The 22,703-nt window shown below is 40.6% G+C and carries 24 protein-coding genes and 2 riboswitches; of the genes, 9 read left to right on the forward strand and 15 right to left on the reverse strand.

The features are described from left to right. The first annotated feature begins 4 nt into the window (after positions 1-4). The gene (locus NSQ23_RS03015; RefSeq protein ID WP_035018425.1) at positions 5-1,435 is read left to right on the forward strand and encodes an o-succinylbenzoate--CoA ligase; all 1,431 of its coding nucleotides are present in this window, start codon (positions 5-7) and stop codon (positions 1,433-1,435) included. Between the two features lie 11 nt (positions 1,436-1,446). Here the strand turns inward: NSQ23_RS03015 and cydB are convergent, their stop codons facing one another. The 3 genes from cydB to NSQ23_RS03030 all read right to left on the reverse strand — a co-directional run bounded on the left by cydB (position 1,447) and on the right by NSQ23_RS03030 (position 4,148). Beyond that, positions 1,447-2,475 carry a cytochrome d ubiquinol oxidase subunit II gene (gene cydB, locus NSQ23_RS03020; protein WP_004888933.1) on the reverse strand — a complete coding sequence of 343 codons (1,029 nt, stop codon included), beginning with the start codon at positions 2,473-2,475 and terminating at the stop codon, positions 1,447-1,449. Continuing rightward, positions 2,465-3,814, reverse strand: a complete 1,350-nt coding sequence (locus NSQ23_RS03025; protein WP_339172804.1) for a cytochrome ubiquinol oxidase subunit I — start codon at positions 3,812-3,814, stop codon at positions 2,465-2,467. The genes cydB and NSQ23_RS03025 overlap by 11 nt, the downstream gene beginning before the upstream one ends. 178 nt (positions 3,815-3,992) lie before the next feature. After that, positions 3,993-4,148 (reverse strand): DUF1540 domain-containing protein, encoded by a 156-nt coding sequence (locus NSQ23_RS03030; RefSeq protein ID WP_339172807.1) that lies wholly within the window; start codon positions 4,146-4,148, stop codon positions 3,993-3,995. A 175-nt stretch (positions 4,149-4,323) separates the two neighbouring features. On the opposite strand from NSQ23_RS03030, the gene NSQ23_RS03035 reads away from it, so the two are divergent. After that, entirely contained in the window at positions 4,324-4,623 is a 300-nt protein-coding gene (locus NSQ23_RS03035; RefSeq protein WP_012574098.1) for a DUF2325 domain-containing protein, read from the forward strand. A gap of 8 nt (positions 4,624-4,631) precedes the next feature. After that, positions 4,632-5,084 (forward strand): diverged REC-like domain-containing protein, encoded by a 453-nt coding sequence (locus NSQ23_RS03040; protein ID WP_339172810.1) that lies wholly within the window; start codon positions 4,632-4,634, stop codon positions 5,082-5,084. 13 nt (positions 5,085-5,097) lie between these two features. On the opposite strand, the gene NSQ23_RS03045 is transcribed toward NSQ23_RS03040, so the two are convergent. From NSQ23_RS03045 to yidD, 5 genes are all read right to left on the reverse strand, one after another. Beyond that, the gene (locus NSQ23_RS03045; protein ID WP_339172812.1) at positions 5,098-6,135 is read right to left on the reverse strand and encodes a ribonucleotide-diphosphate reductase subunit beta; all 1,038 of its coding nucleotides are present in this window, start codon (positions 6,133-6,135) and stop codon (positions 5,098-5,100) included. Next, complete coding sequence (locus NSQ23_RS03050; RefSeq protein ID WP_339172814.1) at positions 6,089-6,580, reverse strand: flavodoxin domain-containing protein; 492 nt, start codon at positions 6,578-6,580, stop codon at positions 6,089-6,091. Before NSQ23_RS03050 ends, NSQ23_RS03045 begins: the two co-directional genes overlap by 47 nt. Before the next feature lie 389 nt (positions 6,581-6,969). After that, positions 6,970-9,249, reverse strand: a complete 2,280-nt coding sequence (locus NSQ23_RS03055; RefSeq protein WP_339172815.1) for a ribonucleoside-diphosphate reductase subunit alpha — start codon at positions 9,247-9,249, stop codon at positions 6,970-6,972. A gap of 110 nt (positions 9,250-9,359) precedes the next feature. Further along, positions 9,360-9,561, reverse strand: a riboswitch (cobalamin riboswitch). A 236-nt stretch (positions 9,562-9,797) separates the two neighbouring features. Continuing rightward, a complete protein-coding gene (locus tag NSQ23_RS03060) occupies positions 9,798-10,769 on the reverse strand; it encodes a metal ABC transporter substrate-binding protein (protein WP_339172817.1) in 972 nt (323 codons plus the stop codon). Positions 10,770-10,979: 210 nt separating this feature from the next. After that, entirely contained in the window at positions 10,980-11,204 is a 225-nt protein-coding gene (gene yidD / locus NSQ23_RS03065) for a membrane protein insertion efficiency factor YidD (RefSeq protein ID WP_004888944.1), read from the reverse strand. A gap of 129 nt (positions 11,205-11,333) precedes the next feature. On the opposite strand from yidD, the gene NSQ23_RS03070 reads away from it, so the two are divergent. The 4 genes from NSQ23_RS03070 to ytkD all read left to right on the forward strand — a co-directional run bounded on the left by NSQ23_RS03070 (position 11,334) and on the right by ytkD (position 13,411). Then, complete coding sequence (locus tag NSQ23_RS03070; protein WP_128356597.1) at positions 11,334-11,807, forward strand: S-ribosylhomocysteine lyase; 474 nt, start codon at positions 11,334-11,336, stop codon at positions 11,805-11,807. 206 nt (positions 11,808-12,013) lie between these two features. After that, positions 12,014-12,451 carry a Dps family protein gene (locus NSQ23_RS03075; RefSeq protein ID WP_004888946.1) on the forward strand — a complete coding sequence of 146 codons (438 nt, stop codon included), beginning with the start codon at positions 12,014-12,016 and terminating at the stop codon, positions 12,449-12,451. Positions 12,452-12,565: 114 nt separating this feature from the next. Continuing rightward, a complete protein-coding gene (locus NSQ23_RS03080) occupies positions 12,566-12,874 on the forward strand; it encodes a hypothetical protein (RefSeq protein WP_004888947.1) in 309 nt (102 codons plus the stop codon). A gap of 63 nt (positions 12,875-12,937) precedes the next feature. Next, on the forward strand, positions 12,938-13,411 hold the full coding sequence (gene ytkD / locus NSQ23_RS03085) for an RNA deprotection pyrophosphohydrolase (RefSeq protein WP_339172820.1): 474 nt from the start codon (positions 12,938-12,940) through the stop codon (positions 13,409-13,411). A 30-nt stretch (positions 13,412-13,441) separates the two neighbouring features. Here the strand turns inward: ytkD and NSQ23_RS03090 are convergent, their stop codons facing one another. The 4 genes from NSQ23_RS03090 to NSQ23_RS03105 all read right to left on the reverse strand — a co-directional run bounded on the left by NSQ23_RS03090 (position 13,442) and on the right by NSQ23_RS03105 (position 16,334). Further along, positions 13,442-14,248, reverse strand: coding sequence for an ABC transporter permease (locus tag NSQ23_RS03090; protein ID WP_339172823.1), 807 nt, complete (start codon positions 14,246-14,248; stop codon positions 13,442-13,444). Then, on the reverse strand, positions 14,235-15,005 hold the full coding sequence (locus tag NSQ23_RS03095) for an ABC transporter ATP-binding protein (RefSeq protein ID WP_238802941.1): 771 nt from the start codon (positions 15,003-15,005) through the stop codon (positions 14,235-14,237). Before NSQ23_RS03095 ends, NSQ23_RS03090 begins: the two co-directional genes overlap by 14 nt. A 5-nt stretch (positions 15,006-15,010) precedes the next feature. After that, positions 15,011-15,991, reverse strand: coding sequence for an ABC transporter substrate-binding protein (locus NSQ23_RS03100; protein WP_339172827.1), 981 nt, complete (start codon positions 15,989-15,991; stop codon positions 15,011-15,013). Positions 15,992-16,091: 100 nt separating this feature from the next. Then, a complete protein-coding gene (locus tag NSQ23_RS03105; protein ID WP_339172830.1) occupies positions 16,092-16,334 on the reverse strand; it encodes a DUF2584 domain-containing protein in 243 nt (80 codons plus the stop codon). 238 nt (positions 16,335-16,572) lie between these two features. On the opposite strand from NSQ23_RS03105, the gene NSQ23_RS03110 reads away from it, so the two are divergent. Then, on the forward strand, positions 16,573-17,652 hold the full coding sequence (locus tag NSQ23_RS03110; protein ID WP_339172832.1) for an acyl-CoA desaturase: 1,080 nt from the start codon (positions 16,573-16,575) through the stop codon (positions 17,650-17,652). A 294-nt stretch (positions 17,653-17,946) separates the two neighbouring features. Here NSQ23_RS03110 and pckA read toward each other — a convergent pair whose 3' ends face one another. Next, positions 17,947-19,533, reverse strand: coding sequence for a phosphoenolpyruvate carboxykinase (ATP) (gene pckA / locus NSQ23_RS03115; protein ID WP_339172835.1), 1,587 nt, complete (start codon positions 19,531-19,533; stop codon positions 17,947-17,949). Positions 19,534-19,706: 173 nt separating this feature from the next. Then, positions 19,707-19,815, forward strand: a riboswitch (SAM riboswitch). 120 nt (positions 19,816-19,935) lie between these two features. Between pckA and metK the strand changes: the two genes are divergently transcribed. Next, positions 19,936-21,141 carry a methionine adenosyltransferase gene (metK, locus tag NSQ23_RS03120; RefSeq protein WP_339172837.1) on the forward strand — a complete coding sequence of 402 codons (1,206 nt, stop codon included), beginning with the start codon at positions 19,936-19,938 and terminating at the stop codon, positions 21,139-21,141. Between the two features lie 376 nt (positions 21,142-21,517). On the opposite strand, the gene NSQ23_RS03125 is transcribed toward metK, so the two are convergent. Then, the gene (locus NSQ23_RS03125) at positions 21,518-22,048 is read right to left on the reverse strand and encodes a phosphatase PAP2 family protein (protein WP_339172841.1); all 531 of its coding nucleotides are present in this window, start codon (positions 22,046-22,048) and stop codon (positions 21,518-21,520) included. A gap of 73 nt (positions 22,049-22,121) precedes the next feature. Continuing rightward, positions 22,122-22,652, reverse strand: a complete 531-nt coding sequence (locus NSQ23_RS03130) for a gamma carbonic anhydrase family protein (RefSeq protein ID WP_339172843.1) — start codon at positions 22,650-22,652, stop codon at positions 22,122-22,124. Positions 22,653-22,703: the final 51 nt, after the last annotated feature.

The following is a 22,703-nucleotide window of genomic DNA, read 5'->3' on the forward strand; positions in this document are numbered from 1 at the left end:
GAACATGATTCCAAATTGGTTACGTCAACGTGCACATTTAACTCCGAATCGTGTAGCGCTATACGACGACACACAATCGATTTCATTTGCGGAACTTCATGATCGGACAGTAAAACGGGCAAGGCAATTTGTTTATCTCGGTGTAAAAAAAGGCGACATTGTAGCTATCTTAATGAAAAATAGTATACATATGGTCGAAGTCATTCATGCGCTTCATTATATCGGAGCGATTGTTTTGTTACAAAACGTACGCTTGTCGATAGAAGAAATAAAGTGGCAGTTGGATCATAGTGGGGCGCGTTTCGTCATTTGTGATGCGCCATTTCCAGACGAACGAGTAATTGAGTGGAATGAATTTATAAAACTCCGAGAACGAGATGGAGAATGGCAAACGATGTACCATCTTGATGATGTAGCAACCATTATGTATACATCAGGGACGACAGGAAAGCCAAAAGGGGTTATGCAAACATATGGGAATCATTGGTGGAGTGCGATTGGTTCCGCTTTAAATCTTGGCTTGCATGAAAATGATTGTTGGCTTGCCGCTGTTCCTTTTTTTCATGTGAGTGGTTTGTCGATTTTAATGAGGAGCGTCATTTATGGCATGAGTGTTTATATTATGTCATCATTTGACGCGAAACGTAGCAATGAGCTTATTTTGCAAGGGAAAGTTACGATGATGTCCGCTGTCAGCACCATGGTGCAACAAATAATTCAGCAACTCAAGCAGCCGTACCCTCCGTCATTTCGTTGTATGCTCGTTGGAGGAGGACCTGTTTCGCAACCGTTATTGCATTCGTGTGCTAATTGGAATATACCTGTATATCAAACATATGGTATGACAGAAACTGCTTCTCAAGTGGCTACATTATCTCCAGATGCTCGTCATAAACATGGCTCAGCAGGAAAGCCGCTGTTTCATATGGGTATTCGCATTGAAAAAGACGGACACCAGCTGAATGCCAATGAAGTAGGAGAGATTGTTGTCAAAGGTCCGAGCGTCATGAAAGGGTATTGGCAAAACGAAAAGGAAACGAATGCGGTTTTAAAAGATGGTTGGTTATATACCGGAGATATTGGATATATGGATGAAGAAGGATTTTTATATGTGCTCGATCGTCGCTCGGATTTAATTATTTCCGGTGGTGAAAACGTATATCCAGCTGAAATTGAGGCGGTACTTTTGGAACATAAGGCAGTAAAAGAAGCAGGCGTCATTGGAGTTGCTGATGAAACATGGGGACAAGTGCCACATGCATTTGTTGTATTATATGATGGGACAGCAACGGAAGAACAATTAAAGTTGTTTTGTATGAGTAAATTGGCTAAATATAAAGTGCCAAAGCGAATTTACATTGTTGATCATTTGCCGCGCAATGCTACAAACAAACTGATGCGCCATAAGCTAAAAAAATGGGTCGAGGAGGCGTAAAAAGCCTCCTCTTATTGATATCCTTTCGCTGTTTCTTTCGTAATTTTTTCTTTAAACAGTTTATAACTCCAAAGTTGATAGCCTACGACGATCGGTACCATAACGATGGCGACGCCGAGCATAATTTTTAAGTTCAATTCGCTTCCTGCTGCTTCAAAAAGCGTTGTGCTATATTCATCGTTGATGCGGGAAGGAAGCATATTTGGGAACATGCCGATAAAACCAGTTGCCATAAGTGTGAAAATCGTCAAGCAAATGTTCGTAAATGCAAGTCCAATTCGTTTTTGCCAAACGAACAATAACATCAGTAATGCACATACGAAAGTAAGCGCTGGAACGACCCAAAGAATTGATGCTTTTGTAAAGTTGTGAAACAAAGGTGTCCGATTACTTGTTGCAACGAAGAAAAGGGATAATATGACCGTTGCAACAATAGCAGCAGGGCGAGCGACTGCATACGCTCGCTCCGCTACCTCTCCAACCGTTTTTAGCATGACCCAGAGAGCACCAGAGACGATAAATAAACTGATAAACAATAATCCGCCTAACAAACCGTACGGATGAAGTAAACTAAAAAACGTTCCTTCATATCCAGATGGGCCAATTTTTAAGCCGTAAAACAAATTCGCAAAGGCAACGCCAAATAAAAGTGCTAAAGCAAAACTGCTAATTGTAAATGCCCATTTCCAACTTTTTTGCCAAAGCGGTGCATCGTCTTTATGCATAAATTCCAATCCAGCAGCACGGAAAAAGAGCGCGAATAAAATGAGCATCATCGGCGTATATAAGAAGCTAAATAAGTCAGCATAAACAGCAGGAAATGCAGCAAATGTAGCTCCGCCCGCTGTAATTAACCATACTTCATTGCCACCCCAAAACGGTCCAACCGCTTCTTGTAGTTGATTTCGCTCTTGACGGTTTCTCGCTAAAAACGGAAACAACATGCCCGTCCCGAGCGTATATCCATCTAATACAAAGTATATCGTCCAAATAAGTCCCCATAGACCAAACCAAATGATCGCAACTATTTCATAAGACATGTTGCATTTCCCCACCTTTCGTAGCCGCGGATGTGTACGGTCCTTTTTTTGCATATTTCAACATTAAGTACACGTCAGCAATAAGCAAAATCGTATAAAACACGACTAAGCTGACGAGCGAGAAAAGGATTTGTGAGAGCGAGATTGGCGATACTGCCTCAGCTGTACGCATGAGACCATAAACAGTCCACGGTTGACGTCCGACTTCCGCAACGACCCAGCCAGCGTTGATAGCGACATACGGAAGCAATACAGAATACATCACAAGTTTTAAGAAACGTCGTGATTCCACTAATTTGTTTTTGCGATATAAGTAAAATCCGTACCAAAATAGAGCGACAAAATATAAACCGAGAGCCACCATTAAACGAAATGAATAAAAGACGATGTTAACATTCGGACGTTCATCTTTTGGAATTTGATCAAATCCAACGACTTTCCCATCAAACGAACGTGTGTAAAAATAGCTACCGAGCTTCGGAATCGTTAAAAATTCAACGATATTTCGTTCGTTTTTTGGATCCGGAATTTGAATAATATGAAAAGGTAATCCCTCTTTCGTTTCCCAAACAGCTTCTAGTGCTGCTCCTTTAGCAGGCTGCATCTTTGCCGCAAACGATGCTGATTTATGACCGATAAATGGTGTTGCTGTTGCGGCGATCAATCCTAAGATGAGTCCATATTGAAACGATTTTTTAAAAAATTCGACATGCTGTTTTCGTAATAAGTGCCATGCGCTCACTGCCATGACAAAAAACGCTCCAACGATATAACAGCTGACGACGGTATGAACGAACATATACCATGCGTATGGATTTGTTACCACTTCCCAAAAGTTTTGTAGTTCGATACGTCCGTTTCTTTCAATATACCCAACCGGATTTTGCATAAAGCCGTTTGCTGTAATAATCCAAAGCGCTGAAATGTTTGTACCAAGCGCAACCATCCAAATCGAAAACGCACGAAGTTTTGGTGAAATTTTATCCTTCCCAAATAGCCAAATGCCCATAAATGTTGATTCTAAAAAGAAAGCAACGAGCGCTTCAATGGCGAGCGGAGATCCGAAAATATCCCCCATATATTTCGAATACTCAGACCAGTTTGTACCAAATTGAAATTCCATCGTAATGCCTGTGACTACGCCAAGGACGAAGTTGATAGCAAACAATTTCCCCCAAAAATCTGCCATTTGTCGATAAAGCGGATTTTTTGTTCGCACATGTTGTGTTTCCATCCATGCAATTAAAACAATAAGACCAATGGTCAACGGGACGAATAAAAAATGATAAAAAACCGTAATGGCAAATTGAAAACGGCTTAACAAAAGTACATCGCTCATAAGTCCCCCTCCAACATACAAAATGTTTTTTACTACGTATAAGAGTAACCTCAATACGTGAAGAAGAGGTGAGGGAAATGTTGCAAAACTGTGGCGATAATTTTAAAAAAATGTGTCTATTCATTGTTTTTAACATGAAAAAGTGGAAAACCCCTTGCGATAGGCAAGGGGTGTTTAGTTATTCGTTTGGTTGGAACGTTTTACAGTCTGTTTCTGTCGAGCTCGTCGCTGTTGTACCGGCATGGCTTATGACATAGATTACGTCTGCACTACATCGATTGCCTTGCGACCAAAACTGACAGTTTTGCACCTCACAAAGTACATCTTTTACCACAACCATTCCCTCCTTTCTTTATGTTGATGATAGTGTAGACAAAACATTGGCAAGACATAACATGAAAAAATGAGCAAAAATAGTGAGAATTTTTATCATTATATGTTGACATAGATAATCATTCTCAATTAGAATGAAATTGCGCAATATAAGACAAAAATTCGGAGGGAGTTATATGTCATCATTATTAGTTGTTGGAGCAGATCATTTAGGAAACATTACCGATAAATTAAAAAACTCAGGATTTCAGGAGATTATTCATTTAGATGGTCGAAAAGTGAATATGGTGAAGCGACAAATTCCAGAGCATGTCGATATCGTATTTGTCATGACCGATTACATTAACCACAATTTAGCAAAGGTCATTAAACAAAAAGCAAAAGATCAACATAAGCCGATTTATTTTGTAAAGCGTTCATGGAGTTCCATTCAGGCTGTCATTGAGCAAATGGGGGAATTGAAACAAGTAAACTAAAGGGGTAGATGACATTGTGGCAATCGTTTTTGAATGAAGTGTTAACTTATCATTACAACATATCTCCACCTCATCGTTCATCGCTTACGTTGCTAAAGGGAATTGAACGGGCAACATCATCGTTTTCGATCGCTTATTGTACTTCTCTCGTTACATACTATAAAATGATTGCACAAATGACGGATTACTTGCTTCGCTTTGTTGCGAACGATCAGTCGTTTGTTCACATATTAGATGCTCATGATGCTTTTATTACTACATCATGTACGTCTAACACATGCATTGTCCCATCATGTATAAACGTTTTTGTTGTTGATCATATGTCCCCATTGGATGCACTACAACAATTTGAAAAGCATTTTGGTCAAAAACCGAACACAATAACAATACATCATGTAATGAAAAATCGTTTATGTTATGTTACCTTTACAAATGAAACATATTGTGAAAAAACCGGGTAGTTCACCCGGTTTTTTACAATTCGTCAAACCCATTCACATCGGTTGTTTTCGTATATGAACGTGGCCGGGCTTCAAAAAAGTCGGTTTTGCCTAAGTTCACATTTTCATCGCTAAAGACGCGAATCCAAGGCATGCTATTTTCATCCGCGTCATAGCGATCGTCTAATCCAAGCATGCGCAACCGTTTATTTCCAAGGTATTCAATATATTTTTCCATTTCGATAACGTCAATGCCATCAATATCGCGCAACACAAAGCGCGACCATTCTGTTTCGTAACGAATGGCTTCGTCGATATAGTCATATATCCACGCAGAAAACGCTCCATTTTCATCAATTTGTGGATTTTCCCATAACACTGCGCGTACAAGTTGAGAAATAAAGTAACTATGGCATAGCTCATCTTTATTAATATAACTAATCATCGTTGATGTTTTGAGCATTTTCTGGTTTCTTGCCAAATTGTAAAAAAAGGCAAACCCAGAATAAAAATTAATCCCCTCTAAGACGAGCGAAGCGACGAGCGCGCGGCAAAACGTCTCCACCGTTGGTTGCTCGCGAAATGCTTCATATACGCGAATGACGTGTTCATTTCGCTTATAAATGTGCGGATTTGTTCGTGCCATTTCAAACGCACGATGTTGCTCGGATAATTTTTCGATCGAAGCAAGAACGTACGAGTACGATTGATTATGAACGACTTCTTGCTGTTCGATAATCGAAAAAATTGCTTTGACGCTCGGATCGGTAATGTATTCTTTCATCGCCCCAATAAAATTTGGTTGAACAGAATCTAAAATTGAAAGCAAGCCGATAATGTGTAAAAATGCATCCCGTTCCCGTTCACTTAACTCATGCCATTGTTTAATATCATCCGACATATTAATTTCAAACGGCGTCCAAAAGTTGCTGAGCAACATTCTGTATATATCGTAAAAATGGCTATATTTAATATCGTTCCAGTTTAAAATGCCGCTTGCTTTTCCATTGATAATGCTCGTTGCTTTATTTGGATGCGACGGCTCGAGCAATTTTACTTTCGCCAATAACAAAACGGTCAACCTCCTCTAGTAGCTGTTGTACGAATACAGTCGGTAAATGTTGTTGATGGCCGCGTGGTGATTGTTCAATTTTTAGCGTGCCGAGCACCGTCGTCACTTTTCGCAAATGGTACTCCATTTCATCGACCGCACGGCAATAGTACGGCCACATTTGATCTCCTGTGCCAAATACCGCAACAGGAGGCAAAGGAAGTTTTCGTTCTTTGATAAGAAAACGAAGTAGCTTCCTCATTTCATCTGGAAGTTGTCCATTTCCCCACGTATATGAACCGAATAAAAGAAGATGCGCCTCATGAATGAGCGATTCGATCGCAAATATATGTTCAATATCGATCGTTTTCACCGCATGTCCATATGAGCGAAAAGCTTCTTCGATCAATAGGGCGACTTCTTTTGTGTTTCCCGTTTTGGATGTATAGCAAATGAGAACGTTCATGATTAATCACGCAAGAAACCCCTGCTTTCAAGCATGGGGAGGAATGCGTGTTCCCCCTTTCTTTTGTGTATGATATAATAAAGGTGTGGAGAAAACCGTTGAATCAAGGCACTCCAATAACTGCTACTCGATGTAGGGAGTTGGTTACAGGAAACGTTGTAACCGTAAAACATCGAGCGTAGGTCTGTCTGTTGTGTGTGGAAGCCAAGTACCGCCAACAGACACACCGAGAGAATCGGTAACGATGCAGGCATGACCTGCGTCGTTGGGTAGTTGTCAACCTGCCCTGATGCAACCCCAAGTGAAGGAAGGAGGATAACATCCGCTTGCACTTCTGGGGAGTTGCAAGCCCACGGCTTTAGTCGTTGGGTTGTTGACGCTTTTTCCTCCTACGATGAGCAAACGTCGCATTCTTCAATCGTTACGGCAGTGCTGCGAACGTAATACGTCGATTTTAACCGTTCTTTCCATGCCGTTAAATGTAAATCCAAAAGATCTTTCGCTTTAATCGTGTTGTATACGTAAAGATTAAAACTTAACGACTGATCGACATGTTTTTGTCTAGCGGCATTTTGACGAATGCTCATCTTTTGATCCACTTCATAGGCATTTTCGTAAAACCAAAATGTTTTGGCATTTAAATCAGGAACGGTTACAGGGATTTTATAATTTTTCTTTTCTTCAAAATATAAGCGATTGAAGACAGGATCGCATGACGCCGTTCCGTTTGCTAAAACGGATGTCGAAGCGTTTGGCGCAGGAGCCATTAAATAACCGTTGCGAACACCATACTTCATCACTTGCTCTTTTAACTCATCCCAATCTAACTCATCGTGGGAATGATAACCGCGAAGCTCAAAATATTTTCCTGTATGCCAATCAGAACCTGCAAACGCCGGATATGCACCTTTTTCTTTCGCCAATTCCATGCTTGCTCGAATCGTTAAATAAGCGATTTTTTCAAATAGCTTGTCAGCGAAATCAACGCTTTCTTCACTATTCCACTTAATTCCTTTTAACGCTAATAAGTGATGCCATGAAAATGCACCTAGACCGATTGCCCGATATTTTTTATTTGTCATCACCGCTTGCAACACTTCAATGCGATTTTCGTTTAAGTCGATGACGTTATCAAGCATACGCACTTGAATCGGAATTAATCGTTCTAGTACATCGTCTTGTACGGCGCGAGCGAGATGAATGCTAGATAAGTTACAAACGACAAAGTCGCCTGGTTTTTTATGAATAATGATTTCACCATCTTGCGTATACTCTTTTGTTACGGTAGTCGCGCTCATATTTTGCATAATTTCCGTACATAAATTGCTAGAATAAATCATGCCCGCATGTTTATTTGGATTCATGCGATTCGCTTCGTCGCGATAAAACATATAAGGTGTACCCGTTTCTAATTGTGATTTTAAAATGCGCTTCATAATTTCAATGGCAGGTACACGTTCTTTACTTAACTCTGGATGGTTGATACATTCTTCGTATTTTTCGCGGAAGGAGCCATGTCCTCGTTCTTCATCGTAAAAATCTTCAAGACCTAGCGGATTCCCATCTTTATCTTTCCACCCCATCACTTTTTTCACTTCATGTGGGTCAAATAAATACCAATCGCCCCGCTTTTCGACTTGTTCCATAAATAAATCAGGGATGCATACGCCATAAAATAAATCATGGCATTTTTGCCGTTCATCGCCGTTGTTTAATTTTGCGTCTAAGAAAGAGAAAATGTCTTTATGCCAAACGTCTAAATAGACGGCAATACTTCCTTGTCGCGTACCAAGCTGATCAACCGATACAGCGGTATTGTTTAATTGGCGCATCCATGGGATGACACCAGACGATACGCCTTTAAATCCTTTAATATCCGAGTTGCGTGCCCGAATTTTTCCTAAATAGACGCCGATTCCCCCACCGCCTTTGGAGAGGCGAGCGATGTCTGTATTCGATTCATAAATGCCGATTAAGCTATCGTCGACCGTATCAATGAAACAACTCGATAATTGACCGTAAGATTTACCTGCGTTGGCGTACGTTGGTGTAGCGACCGTCATATATTGGTTTGATAACGCCCAATACGCTTCTTTGACAAGCTCCATTCGTTTTTCTTTTGGCTCATTCACCATCAGCGTAAGAGCAATGGTTAAAAAGCGTTCTTGTGGCAACTCATAAATTTCTCCGTCATATCCTTTCGCTAAATAACGATCAACGAGTGTGCGTAATCCGATATAGGTAAATTGCTCGTCTTTTTTCGAATCGATCCATGTCCCCGCTTCTTGTAGTTCTTCTTTCGTATATCGTTCAAGTACAAACGGATCGTAAATACCGAGATCAACGAGCATTGTTTGTAACTCATAAAAGTAGTGGTATGTGTCGGATACATCATAGCCACGATTGGTTGCTGCTTCATTGTACAGCTGTTGTAAATAAAGGCGTGCTGCGACAAACGTCCAATCAGGTTGTTCTACGGTGATTTCGTCAAGTGCATTTAAAATGAGTTTGTTCATCATGTCATCGTATGATTTTGTATACGTCAGCGACCGTATCGTACGCTCGATGTATCGCGCGCTTGATAAGTGTGGAAAGTCTTTGAAAATATGAAACAATAATGTGCGGATCGTTTCTTCATTTACTTCTGTTTGTTGTTTTATGTACACCATATAACATCCCTTCCCCTAGAAAATAAAAAAATCCGCTCTCGTTGAGCGGATGAAACGATGGAAAAAGGCATGCTTTCACCATCGTTTCATCTTCTCAATCCCCGAAGAATATGAAACGATACAAGGAAGGCAGGTCTCCTGACTTGCGCTTCTTCCTACTTTGGATTCCTTCCCATATATGTGCCATAAATAGCTGACATATACAGTGGTGTTATTTCCATTTCGTCTGCGCACACAGTTGCGGGGACAGTTCTGGATTCGCACCAGATTCCCTATTAAGTCCGTTTGGACACCTTCACTTGTCGGTTTCAATATATAGTTATTATTTCGTGCGATTATCACAATATATTGTACGAAAAAGGTTTACGTTTAAAACTATAGCGAAAAATCTCAACATTTGCAATCGTTATTTTTCATCCTTTGCTACATAGCGTCGATCTTTCAAAAGCGAAGAGAGAAAAAGTGTGCTTGTAATCGCAAAGGCAATAAACGCATATTCATGAGGGCTTGTAAATAGACGGTCAAAAATAAGCGATCGTTATGATCGCTTATTGTAGAGCTTTTTTTAGTGCAGAGATGTTGTCATTCATAATCGCAAAATAGTCTTTGTTGTTTTTTATATCATCATTTGTTCGTGCTTCTAAGTTGTGAAGGATAAGTACATCAGCTCCGATTTCGTTTTTCACAACTTCAGCAATTTTCGATGTTACGTTTTGCTCAAAAAAGATATAGTGTATGTCATGGTCTTTGGCGATTTGAATAATCGAAGCAAGCTGCTTTTGTGACGGTTCGTTTGTTGGCGATAGCCCAGTCACGCTTATTTGTTTTAAGCCATATCGTTTCTCCCAATAGCCGTAAGCCGCATGAGCGACAAGAATTTCTTTTCTTTTCGCGCCTTTTATCAATTGTTGGAACTGGCTATCGAGCTGTTCAAGCTGCTGTTTTAACGAGGCAAAGTTTTGTTCAAAATCATTTTTTGCCTCAGGTTTTAGTTCCGTTAACGTTTGTTTAATTGTTTCAGCCATTTGGATTGAATATATCGGATCTAACCAGACATGAGGATCTACATCTCCGTGATCATGCTCATCTTCATGGGCGTGTTCATCTTCATGAGCATGTTCGTCCCCATGAGTATCGTTGGCTGGAAGAAATTCCGTCCCAGCTGTTGCTTCCACGAACTTGACGTGTTCATTCTCTAGCGTTTCGACAACGCGATCAACAAATCCTTCCATTCCTTGACCGATGTAAATGAAAGCGTCAGCATCTGCGATTTGTTGCATCGTTTTTGCCGTCGGTTCGTATGTGTGCACATCAACGCCGGGAGGATATACGCTTTCCACTTGAACGTGCTTGCCACCAATTTTTTCAGTAAAGTCTTGAAGAGGGTATACAGTTGTATAAACGATAAGTTGATCGTTTTTTTCCTCATTCTTCGATTCATTCGTCTGTTCTTGTTGCGAGCATCCAAACAATAGCAGTGTGCTCGTAAGTATAATGGATAAAATGGTTTTTACCTTCATCTTCTTCCTCCTTCCAAATAAAGAAAGATGTTTCTGATCGTCAAATAACATCTTTCTCACTCCTGTTTTATTATATCGTAATCGTTACGATTTGAAAACTATGAAATAGCCGTAAATGGTGGAAGTGGATCGACAAAAGTAGACCAATCTTCAAACGTAATTATTACGATTTACATTGTTTATCATAACGAAAAAAAAGAGAAAGAACAACTATTTTTGCTCTTTCTCTGGAACAGGATCAAATCCACCTGGATGAAATGGATGGCATTTTAAAATGCGTTTGATTGTTAAATAGCCTCCTTTAAGTGCACCGAAGCGACGAATCGCTTCTAATCCGTAATGCGAACAAGTCGGATAAAAGCGACATGTCGGTGGTTTTAAAGGGGAAATAAATCGTTGATAAAAACGAATGAGTAAGATGAATATATGTTTCATGTAATACGCCCGCCCCTATTTTTTCTTATTGTAACATAGTTGGACGAAACAATTCCAACAAAAAAAGATGAAAAAAGTCGGACTTTTGTGTATGATAAAAACGTGACAATTGAAAAAGAGGTGAGAAATATGCCTTCAGTAGAAAGCTTTGAACTAGACCATTGTGCGGTCAAAGCGCCGTACGTTCGCCATTGTGGTGTTCATCAAGTCGGTAGCGACGGTGTTGTGAATAAATTTGATATTCGCTTTTGTCAACCAAATAAAGAAGCGATGCAACCGGCAGCGATTCATACACTTGAACATTTACTAGCGGTGCACATTCGTAAGCATGCTGAAAAATACGCTCATTTTGATATTATCGATATTTCTCCGATGGGATGTCAAACGGGGTATTATTTAGTCGTTAGTGGCACGCCAACAGTCGAAGAAATTATTGATTTGCTTGAGGCGACGATGAATGAGGCATTGACGGTTACAGAAGTGCCAGCTGCAACGGAAAAAGAGTGCGGTCAAGCGAAATTGCACGATTTAGAAGGAGCTAAGCGACTTATGCGATATTGGCTATCGCAGCCAAAAGAAGAATTGAAAAAAGTGTTTGGCTAAAAATAAAGGTTCAGATGTTACATGTCTGAACCTTTATTTTTTTCACCCGGCAATTTATCAACTACGCTTTCGAAGCGGTCACTACCAATACAATGATGGTTACATGTCTCTCTACATTGTTCATGCAAAAACATATCATTTTCCAAAATTTTTTTTGTTTGCTATAATGAAAGAGGGGGAAGTTTATAATCGAGGAGGGAATTAGTGTGAAAGAAAAATTAATTGATATTGTCAACAAACAAATTGCAAACTGGAACGTGTTATATGTAAAATTACACAACTACCATTGGTATGTGAAAGGGCCGCAGTTTTTTACGTTGCATACAAAATTTGAAGAGTTGTACAATGAAGCGGCACTACATATTGATGAGTTAGCAGAACGTTTATTAGCATTAGGTGGAAAACCGCTAGCAACGATGAAAGATTATTTAGCGGTAGCATCCGTACATGAAGCAAAAGGAAATGAAACGGCGGAAGAAATGGTAGCGGAAATTGTTCGCGATTTTGAAACGATGATTAAAGAATTGAAAGCTGGCATGGACTACGCCGGAGAAATTGGAGATGAAACAACAGGCGATATGCTTTTAGGCATTCATCAAAGTTTAGAAAAACATGTATGGATGCTCAAATCGTTTCTCGGATAAGGTGGGAGTGGCCCCACCTTATTTGCATGTTCATTCGCAGATGAGTGCTTTTGTTGCATGAAAATAAATGAATCGACTCACACTAACTGTAACAAACGAAAAAGAGGTGGGTCGATGAAAAAAACGTATTATGTTTCGGTGGCGCGTGGCGAAATTTCACAAGTGAAAACGGCTTCGCCGTGGGAATTTCGCATTGAGGCGACGGATGAAGAAATCATTCAATTACGGGAGTATTTTGATGAAATGTATTCATCCGATTGGCAATCGTTTTGGCGTGCACATGTGCCATATGTGCAATATCATTATGATCGGCCGAACGACGGGTATGACAACGCAATGAAAAAAGTGTATGAAATGATTTATGAACTTGGCGATGAGGAAGCGAAACAACAAATTGAAACGATGGGTGTCATACAGTTATAAAAGCTGTCGACTACTTCACTGTGTGGTACAATGAAGAAAACATACAGTTGAGGGTAGACGGTGATGATTGTATTTCAAGATTACTACGGATACAACGTTCGACTTTCTTTTTCTGACCATCCTTTCTCGAAGCAACCGAAACATGTTTTCGTTATTTGTCGGTACGGTGGTCGTTGGTTATTGACAAATCACGCTGTACGTGGCTTGGAGTTTCCGGGTGGCAAAGTAGAAGAGGGAGAGACGGCAGAAGAGGCAGCTATTCGTGAAGTAAGGGAAGAAACAGGAGGCATCGTTCAGACAATCACGTATATCGGACAGTATGAAGTGAAACGTCCAAATGAAACGATTGTAAAAAATATTTATTTTGCCCATGTTAAATCTTTGGAACAAAGGGAGTCGTATTTTGAAACAAATGGTCCTGTGCTCATTGAGCATATACCAGATGACGTAGCGAAAGATGAACGATTTAGTTTTATTATGAAAGATGGCGTATGGATGTATACAAAACAAGAGTTACAGCGGCGGGGAATGTCGTAAAACCCCACCGCTTTTTCTTTGCGTGTGGGGTTATGCGCGTTTTATTAATTTTTTTTCAAACCAACTGACAAGCTGGTACATGATGCTAGAGAGTAAAGCAATCATAAGCAAACTTAATAAAACGAGCGTAAAGTTAAACACTTGGAAGCCGTAAATAATCATATAGCCGAGCCCTTGTTTAGAGACGAGAAATTCACCGACGATGACCCCAACCCAAGATAAGCCAACGTTCACTTTTAGCGTTGAAATGATCGTTGGAAAGGAAGCAGGTAAAATCGCTTCTGTAAACCATTGTCGCTTCGTTGCTCCGAATGTTTGAAGCACTTTTATATAGTTTGCATCGACTTCTTTAAATGATGTGTAAACGACAATCGTTGTAATAATAATGGAAATGATCGCTCCCATGGCGACGATCGATGTCATATTTGGTCCGAGTGCGACGATTAAAATCGGGCCGAGCGCTACTTTTGGCATTGCGTTTAAAATGACTAAATACGGATCAACGATTTTTGAGACGCGAGGAAACCACCAAAGTATTGCAGCAAAACAAACGCCAATCATCGTACCAACAATAAAACCTAGCACCGTCTCAGTTAATGTGACAGTTGTATGTGAAAGCAATGTGTGATCACGTATTTTTGTAGTAAACAAATGCCAAATCGAAGACGGTGAGCTAAATAAAAGAGGATCGATCCAATGAAGGCGGCTCGTGATTTCCCATAAGCTGAAAAATGCAATGACAATGATCGCTTGAAAAAAGCGGACGATTCGTTTTTCGCGTTTTTCATATGCCATATATTGATCATATATACGTTGCAACCACTCATGTTTGTTCAATGCTCTCTAACTCCTTCCAAATCATTTGAAAGAGCGGTGAAAAATCTGGATGTTGGCGGGCTTGAAACGGTGTACACGCTTTTAACGAATCTGGAACGGTAACAATTCGTTTAATTTTTCCGGGTTTTGCAGTAAATAAAACGATCCGATCGCTCATCGCAATCGCTTCACCAATATCGTGCGTGACAAGAAGTGCTGTTTTTCGATATTGTTTTAACGTCTCCCATACAAGATCTTCAAGTTTAAGCTTTGTTTGGTAATCGAGTGCTGAAAACGGTTCGTCTAACAATAAAATTTTCGGATCGGTTGCGAGTGTGCGAACAAGTGCTGCGCGCTGACGCATTCCTCCCGATAATTCATAAGGGTAACGATCGTCCACGTCACGCAAACCGATTTGATGTAGAAGGGAGAGCGTTTGCTTTCTCGCTTTTTCGCTATATTTGCCTGTCAGTTTTAATCCGAGTGTCACGTTTTGTTCAATCGTTTTCCATGGAAACAAATAATCGTGTTGGAGCATATATCCGATCGTTTGGCTCATCGTGTGAATTTCTTTTCCTTCGATAAGCACACGACCTTTTGTTGGTTTGATGAGCCCCGCCACAATTGAAAGAAGTGTTGTTTTTCCACAGCCGCTTGGGCCGAGAAAGGAGACAAACTCTCCTCTCTCGACAGTTAGCGATAGATGATCAAGCGCCAATACGGCAGATTGCTTTGTGACGTAGGCGTGCATCACTTGATCAATCGTTAAAATGGGCATGATGTTCACCTCTTTTTCGTTTTTTCAGCGAACGATGTATTCACTAAAATGGAATGCTCAATGTACGATGGCAACTCGTTTGCTTCTTTCATAATGTTTTGAAGATGGTTCCATTCTTCTTCATCTAAAATCGGATCAGTTGCGTATGAACCTTGTTGTTTATAGCGATCGACGACTTTTTCAATGAGAGCGATATCTGTATTTTCAAAGTACGGTTGAATGACTGTTGCAATTTCTTTCGCATCATGTGTTTGTACCCATTGTTGTGCTCTATAAAGGGCACGCGTAAATTTTTCGATGACATCTTTATTTTTGTCGATAAAACTTTGTTTTGCCATAAATGTCGTATATGGGAGATGACCAGATTCCGTTCCGAATGAAGCGACAATATATCCTTTTCCTTCTTGTTCAAAAATGCTAGCAGTTGGCTCAAATAGTTGGACGAAATCGCCTGTTCCGCTTGCAAATGCATTGGCAATATTAGCAAAATCAATATTTTGGATGAGATTTAAGTCTTTGTGTGGGTCAATGCCGTGTTGTTTGAGAACGTATTCTCCGACCATTTGTGGCATGCCGCCTTTTCTTTGCCCTAAAAATGTACTTCCTTTCAATTGATCCCATGTAAAGTTGGCGATTGGTTTTCGTGAAACTAAAAATGTTCCGTCTGTTTGTGTCAACTGGGCAAAGTTAATAACAGGATCTATTGCTCCTTGACTATACACGTAAATGGACGTTTCGGAACCGACGAGCGCAATATCCGCTCCGTTCGATAAAAGTGTCGTCATTGTTTTATCGCCGCCCCACGTCGTATTCAGTTCGATATGAAGCCCTTCTTCAGCAAAAAAACCTTTCTCAATCGCGACGTATTGAGGTGCGTAAAAAATCGAACGAGTTACTTCGGCAATGCGCAACGTTTTTACATCATTTGATGAGCAGGCTGTAAGTAAAAACATGAAAATAATGAACAAAAATCCCCATTTTCGCATCCTCTTCCCCTCTTTCCTTTCGTTTGCTTTATCGTATGCGCCTAATAAAAATGTGTGAATGCCCGAAAAAGAAAACCGCCGTGGCAGATGACACGACGGTTTAATTAATCGAATGCAAAGCAATTAATTCATATGTAACGATCGTTGTTTCGTTTTCAAGAACAAGTTTTTTGACAATCGCTTTTCCCGTTGTTTCTCCGTGTTTTGTTCGTCTTACTTCTAATGGGACATCAAGCGGATATAAACGATAGCCTTCTTTTTGTAATACAAATAAGTTGTGTTCAATTCGTTTTTCTTTTCCATTTGTGACGATCATTGTTTGTACTTCTAACGGCATACCCATAGGATCACTCCATATTCCACATTTTTACCTTCATTGAAACACATTTATGACGATTACACAACTGCATTTCATATATTGATACTATATCACATAAATAAATCATATGACCTAGTAATAAATTTTATTGACAGGACAAGAATGTAAATGATACGATGACAATAAGTTTGAAAGAGAGATGTTTGAATATTCATTTCTTTTTAAAGCGAAGTGTTCACGTATGAGGGGAGTTTTTTATTACATGAAACAATTTCATTCATTTGGGTGGTATGCGGCTCGCATTGCCCCGTATTTGCCTGAGGAAGCGTTCCGTCCTGTTCCGTCTCGTCTGTTTGGTGGTCTTGCTTACATGCTCGTTTTAGTTAGCAGCATTGTCACGATTTCTTTATTTGATCTCCATTGGTTATGGAACGGATTGCTTTCAGTTGTTATTGGATTTTGTTTTGCTGGTTTAGGGTTTTTAGGACATGAAATTTTGCATGGAACAGTTGTCAAACGGGCGTGGCTTCGTGATTTGTTAGGAGGCATTGCATTTTTGCCACTTTGCACAGGTCCAAAGTTGTGGAGAAAATGGCATAACGCAACGCATCATGTGCATACACAACATGAGGAACTTGATCCGGATGCGTGGCCGACGATCAAACGTTTAGCTCAAAGTCGTTTCCTCCGTTGGATTTATCGCATTCCGTTTCCGATTCGTGCGGCTTTTTCGTTCTTGTCTTTAGCAGGGATGTTTACAGTTCATTCGCTTCATATGCTTCTTCATTTTTGGAAGGATTTTGAAAAAGGAAATCGTCGTGCCGTATTCTGGCAATTTGTCTTACCATGGTCGGTATGGATTGGGTTATTGTTGATGATCGGAGTAGAAAAATGGCTCTTTGCGTTCGTTCTTCCACTACTTATTGGAAATACGATCGTGATGGGATACATTTCAACGAACCATCGCTTAAATCCGCTCGTTCCAGTTAACGATCCATTAGCAAACAGCTTAACTGTCATCGTTCCGAAGTGGGTCGACGTATTGCATTTTAACTTTTCGCACCATACAGAACATCATTTGTTCCCAGCGATGAGTTCAAAATATTATCCGCTCGTTAAACAATATATTAAACAACTATGGCCGGATCGTTATTATGAAATGCCGATGACAAAAGCGTTAATTGCGCTATGGAAAACACCACGGCTTTATCACGAACAAACAGAACTAATCGAGCCGCGTGAAGGATATGTATACGGCACGCTTGGATATGGATTAAATATAGATGACCTTTCGCATAAAGTGAAAGAAAATGTTATAGGAAAAATGGTAAAAGAAAAATAAAGCGTTGCATCTCGGCGCTTTTTGTTTTTATAAAGAAAACAAGACGTGGACAATTCGCCACGTCTTATTATTTTCTTGCATGTTTTATTATAGGGGAGATGTGTCATTGAAAGCTATTTCATTTTTTCTTTTAATTTGCTTTTAATATAATTTTTCGTCTTCTCGTCATTTTTTAGCCTCCTTTTGTTCGTTTTTGTATACTACTATATGTTCCATTTCGTAAATGGTTTGTACAAACTTTGTACAAACAATAAAAAAAAGAAAAAAGCTGCCGAAACAGGCAGCTTTTGTTGTTTACGCGATTGGCCCACCGAGTTTTTCGATGCGTGGATCAATGTTTGTGAATTTTTTAAAGTTTTCCTGGAACTTCGCCGCAAGCTCTTTTGCTTTTTGTTCATATGCTTCCTGATCTGCCCATGTGCTTTTCGGTTGTAACACTTCATCAGGCACACCGGGAACGTGAAGCGGGATATGAAGACCGAAAATAGGATCTTGAACGGTTTCTACGTTGTTTAATTCCCCTTCTAACGCTGCTTTTACCATCGCGCGTGTATACGATAGCTTCATTCGTTCACCAACGCCGTATCCACCACCAGTCCAACCGGTGTTTACTAAAAACACTTGAACACCGTGGGCGTCAATTTTTTGACCAAGCATGTCTGCGTAACGCGTTGCAGGAAGCGGTAAAAACGGTGAACCGAAGCATGTAGAGAACGTTGCTTCCGGTGCTGTAATTCCGCGCTCTGTGCCCGCTAACTTGCTTGTATATCCGCTTAAGAAATGATACATTGCTTGTTCTTTCGTTAATTTACTAATTGGCGGCAATACCCCGAATGCATCTGCTGTTAAAAAGACGATCGTATGCGGATGACCTGCAATGCTTGGTTGAACAATATTATCCATCGCTTCGAGCGGATATGCTGCGCGCGTATTTTCAGTTAATGTTGCATCGTCATAGTTTGGTATGCGCGTGTCTGGGTCAACGATGACGTTTTCTAATACAGAGCCGAAGCGAATCGCATCAAAAATTTGTGGCTCTTTTTCACGTGATAAGTTAATGCATTTGGCATAACATCCACCTTCAATATTAAAAACACCGTTGTTTGACCAACCGTGCTCGTCATCGCCAATTAACCGACGGTTTGGATCAGCAGAAAGCGTTGTTTTTCCTGTACCAGATAAACCGAAAAAGAGCGCGACATCACCTTCTTGACCGACGTTTGCTGAACAGTGCATCGGGAAGATTCCTTGTTCTGGCAATAAAAAGTTCATGACAGAGAAAATGGATTTTTTCATTTCACCAGCATATTCTGTTCCACCAATTAGTACAGTGCGGCGCTCGAATGAGATGATAATAAACGTTTCTGAGCGCGTGCCGTCAATAGATGGATCAGCTTTAAATGTTGGTGCAGAAATGACTGTAAATTGTGGTTCATGTGTTTGTAATTCTTCCGCTGTTGGACGAATGAACAATTGATGGGCAAATAAGTTATGCCAAGCAAATTCGTTGACAACTTGAATCGGCAAACGATAAGCTGGATCTGCGCCTGCAAAGCCATTAAATACAAATAGTTCTTCTTTTGTCATTAAATAATCGATCACTTTGTTGTAAAGCTTATCAAATACCTCTCCAGAAATAGGTTGATTGACAGTTCCCCAATCAATTTTATGTTTCACAGACGGTTCTTCGACAATATATTTATCCTTTGGAGAACGGCCTGTATATTTTCCAGTTTTTGCACAAATTGCTCCTGATGAAGTTAGGATGCCTTCTTTCCGAGCTAGTACTTTTTCTACTAGTCGTGGTACAGATAAGTTATGAAAAACCCCATCCCTTTGTAAGAGTGTTGATAATTTGTTTGTCAGTTCAATGGAATTCATTGGACAAAACCTACCTTTGTTTGATTTATCTTTATGTAAAAAGTATAACACATTTTGATAAATAGTCCATACTAATTATTGTATTTTTCTTCAGTTTAATTTCAAAATAATCCATATAGAAAAACGTTGACTCGTTTCGTACAGATGTGATATGATGCTGAGATGAACGGATACTCTTATCCCGAGTTGGTGGAGGGAGACAGGCCCGATGAAACCCAGCAACCGTCACATACGTGAAAAGGTGCTAACCTGTGGCAAGGGAACGCCCTTGAACGATAAGAGTGAAAGGCGCAGACAAATGCAAAAACCTTTCCTCTGAGGGAAAGGTTTTTTTCACGATAGACCATAATAAGAGGGATGAGTACCGTATCATTTGTCATTATACTGAGGAGGAATGTTTGAATGCCTAAACGTCGTCTGTTTACATCTGAATCTGTAACGGAAGGGCATCCGGATAAAATTTGTGACCAAATTTCCGATGCGATTTTAGATGCGATTTTAGCAAATGATCCAAATGCGCGTGTTGCGTGCGAAACGAGTGTAACAACAGGACTTGTTTTAGTGAGCGGAGAAATTACAACATCTACATATGTAGATATTCCGAAAATTGTCCGTGAAACGATTCGTGGAATTGGCTATACGCGTGCAAAATACGGTTTTGACGCAGATACGTGCGCCGTATTAACATCCATTGATGAACAATCCCCAGATATTGCGATGGGTGTTGATAAAGCGTTAGAAGCTCGTGAAGGACAAATGACAGATGAAGAAATCGAAGCGATCGGTGCAGGAGACCAAGGATTAATGTTTGGTTTCGCGTGCAACGAAACGAAAGAGCTTATGCCGCTTCCAATTTCACTTGCCCATAAACTTGCGCGCCGTTTAGCAGAAGTGCGTAAAGAAGACATTTTACCATACTTACGCCCGGACGGAAAAACGCAAGTGACAGTGGAGTATGATGAAAACGGCAAACCTGTACGCATCGATACGATCGTTGTTTCTACACAACATCATCCAGAAATTACACAAGATCAAATTGTGCGCAACATTAAAGAACATGTCATTCAACCTGTCGTTCCAGCGGAGTTGATCGATGAAAACACAAAATATTTCATTAACCCAACAGGTCGTTTCGTCATCGGTGGTCCACAAGGTGACGCAGGGTTAACAGGACGCAAAATTATCGTTGACACTTACGGTGGTTATGCTCGTCACGGCGGTGGGGCTTTCTCAGGAAAAGACCCAACGAAAGTAGATCGCTCGGCAGCATATGCGGCTCGTTACGTAGCGAAAAATATTGTCGCAGCAGGTCTTGCGGATAAATGTGAAGTGCAATTAGCATATGCGATCGGTGTGGCGCAACCTGTATCGATCTCAATCGACACGTTCGGCACAGGCAAAGTGTCTGAAGATGTATTAATTGAAGTGGTGCGCAACAACTTCGACCTTCGCCCAGCAGGCATTATTAAAATGCTCGATCTCCGTCGCCCGATTTATAAGCAAACAGCAGCTTATGGCCACTTTGGTCGCACAGATATCGACCTTCCTTGGGAGCGTACAGATAAAACGGAAGCGTTAAAACAACAAGCATTAGAGTTAGCGAAGTAAGGAAAAGAGGAGAGTTACAAGATGTAGCTCTCCTTTCCTATTTTTTAAGTAAGAACAGAAAGTCAACTACCCCCACTTAGCTAACGCTTGAAGTGAGGGCTTGCAACTCCCCAGAAGTGCAAACGGACTCTGTCCTCCTTCCTTGACTTGGGGTTGCATCAGGGGCAGGTTGACGACTACCCAACGACGCAGGTCATGCCTGCATCGTTACCGATTCTCTCGGCATGTCTGTTGGCAGTACTTGGCTTCCACACACAACAGACGGACCCACGCTCGATGTTTTACGGTTACAACGTTTCCTGTAACCAACTCCATACATCGAGTAGCAGTTACTGGAGTGCCTTTATTAAACGGTTTTCTCCACGCCTCTATTATATCATACACAAAAGAAAGGGGGAACGCGCATTCCTCTCCCACTTACTCCCTTTGTTCGTTGAAGTGGGAGTCTCCTGCGCGAAATAGGATGAAGCCCTAAGTAAATGCGCGACACGGCAACGCTAACAGCAATAGGTAAAAGACAAACAGCAAGCGCTGGAGCGTATAGTAAAAACGGAACGATGACAGAAAATATTGCAGTCGTATGTCCTGATGGAAATGAATGGTCAGTTAATGGGTTTTTTGTTACTTTCGTTTTATGCAGTGAAATATACGGTCGTTTGCGAGGATATATTTTTTTCATCATTGCGACAGGAATATGGCTAAGTGCTAAGGCGATCGCACTTGCGATAGCAGTATCGCGCCATTCATCCCGCAATAGCCAAATGGCTAGCATAACCGATGTAATTGAAAATGTAGCCCCTCCAACGTGTGTAATTGAACGAAAATAGGTGTTTAGCCATTTTTGATCAAAATAACGATTAATGCTGTAAAATAACTTGCACTCCCAATCGTACCATTTTCGTAACATAAGCAAATCCCCCTGATTTTATGATAAAATACATATGTGAAGTCAATAATAAAACAATGTAAAAATACCACGCTTATTTGTCGCGTGGTTTGTTTACTTGAAGTGATTTATAATATTGTCCTTTTTCGACATATTCGCGACGAATGCGTGCCATTTCACGCTCGTCTTCTTCGGTTAGTTCACGAATCACTTTCGCAGGGCGACCGAATGCAAGTGTGCGTGGCGGGATTTTTTTTCCTTGTGGAACGAGGCTGCCAGCGCCGATAAAAGCACCTTCACCAATTTCAGCACCGTCTAAAATGATGGAGCCCATGCCGATGAGGGCGCCTTTTCGCACGATGGCACTATGTAAAATGACCTGATGGCCAACGGTGACATCATCTTCAATGATGAGTGGATTGTTTGGGCTTTGGTGAAGGACAGAGTTGTCTTGGATGTTTACACGGTTGCCGATGATCGTTGGTGCGACATCTCCACGAATGACGGTGTTGAACCAAATGCTCGTTTCTTCTCCGATCGTTACATCGCCTGTAATAGTAACGTAATCTGCAATAAAGGCGGAAGGTGCAATGTTTGGTGTATGTTCTTTATATGGATAAATCATTTCACTCGTCCCTTTCAGTTCAATTTGTTATATTTAGTGTACAAATTTTTC

The sequence above is a fragment of the Anoxybacillus sp. FSL W8-1294 genome (assembly GCF_037965005.1).
Lineage (GTDB): Bacteria > Bacillota > Bacilli > Bacillales > Anoxybacillaceae > Anoxybacillus > Anoxybacillus flavithermus_G.

What these genes read in the sequence shown, in the direction of transcription:
- NSQ23_RS03015 (WP_035018425.1), top strand. Translation starts at nt 5, where the DNA reads ATGATTCCAAATTGGTTACGTCAACGTGCACATTTAACTCCGAATCGT.
- cydB (WP_004888933.1), bottom strand. Translation starts at nt 2,475, where the DNA reads ATGTCTTATGAAATAGTTGCGATCATTTGGTTTGGTCTATGGGGACTT.
- NSQ23_RS03025 (WP_339172804.1), bottom strand. Translation starts at nt 3,814, where the DNA reads ATGAGCGATGTACTTTTGTTAAGCCGTTTTCAATTTGCCATTACGGTT.
- NSQ23_RS03035 (WP_012574098.1), top strand. Translation starts at nt 4,324, where the DNA reads ATGTCATCATTATTAGTTGTTGGAGCAGATCATTTAGGAAACATTACC.
- NSQ23_RS03040 (WP_339172810.1), top strand. Translation starts at nt 4,632, where the DNA reads ATGACATTGTGGCAATCGTTTTTGAATGAAGTGTTAACTTATCATTAC.
- NSQ23_RS03050 (WP_339172814.1), bottom strand. Translation starts at nt 6,580, where the DNA reads ATGAACGTTCTCATTTGCTATACATCCAAAACGGGAAACACAAAAGAA.
- NSQ23_RS03055 (WP_339172815.1), bottom strand. Translation starts at nt 9,249, where the DNA reads ATGGTGTACATAAAACAACAAACAGAAGTAAATGAAGAAACGATCCGC.
- NSQ23_RS03060 (WP_339172817.1), bottom strand. Translation starts at nt 10,769, where the DNA reads ATGAAGGTAAAAACCATTTTATCCATTATACTTACGAGCACACTGCTA.
- yidD (WP_004888944.1), bottom strand. Translation starts at nt 11,204, where the DNA reads ATGAAACATATATTCATCTTACTCATTCGTTTTTATCAACGATTTATT.
- NSQ23_RS03070 (WP_128356597.1), top strand. Translation starts at nt 11,334, where the DNA reads ATGCCTTCAGTAGAAAGCTTTGAACTAGACCATTGTGCGGTCAAAGCG.
- NSQ23_RS03080 (WP_004888947.1), top strand. Translation starts at nt 12,566, where the DNA reads ATGAAAAAAACGTATTATGTTTCGGTGGCGCGTGGCGAAATTTCACAA.
- ytkD (WP_339172820.1), top strand. Translation starts at nt 12,938, where the DNA reads ATGATTGTATTTCAAGATTACTACGGATACAACGTTCGACTTTCTTTT.
- NSQ23_RS03095 (WP_238802941.1), bottom strand. Translation starts at nt 15,005, where the DNA reads ATGCCCATTTTAACGATTGATCAAGTGATGCACGCCTACGTCACAAAG.
- NSQ23_RS03100 (WP_339172827.1), bottom strand. Translation starts at nt 15,991, where the DNA reads ATGCGAAAATGGGGATTTTTGTTCATTATTTTCATGTTTTTACTTACA.
- NSQ23_RS03105 (WP_339172830.1), bottom strand. Translation starts at nt 16,334, where the DNA reads ATGGGTATGCCGTTAGAAGTACAAACAATGATCGTCACAAATGGAAAA.
- NSQ23_RS03110 (WP_339172832.1), top strand. Translation starts at nt 16,573, where the DNA reads ATGAAACAATTTCATTCATTTGGGTGGTATGCGGCTCGCATTGCCCCG.
- pckA (WP_339172835.1), bottom strand. Translation starts at nt 19,533, where the DNA reads ATGAATTCCATTGAACTGACAAACAAATTATCAACACTCTTACAAAGG.
- metK (WP_339172837.1), top strand. Translation starts at nt 19,936, where the DNA reads ATGCCTAAACGTCGTCTGTTTACATCTGAATCTGTAACGGAAGGGCAT.
- NSQ23_RS03125 (WP_339172841.1), bottom strand. Translation starts at nt 22,048, where the DNA reads ATGTTACGAAAATGGTACGATTGGGAGTGCAAGTTATTTTACAGCATT.
- NSQ23_RS03130 (WP_339172843.1), bottom strand. Translation starts at nt 22,652, where the DNA reads ATGATTTATCCATATAAAGAACATACACCAAACATTGCACCTTCCGCC.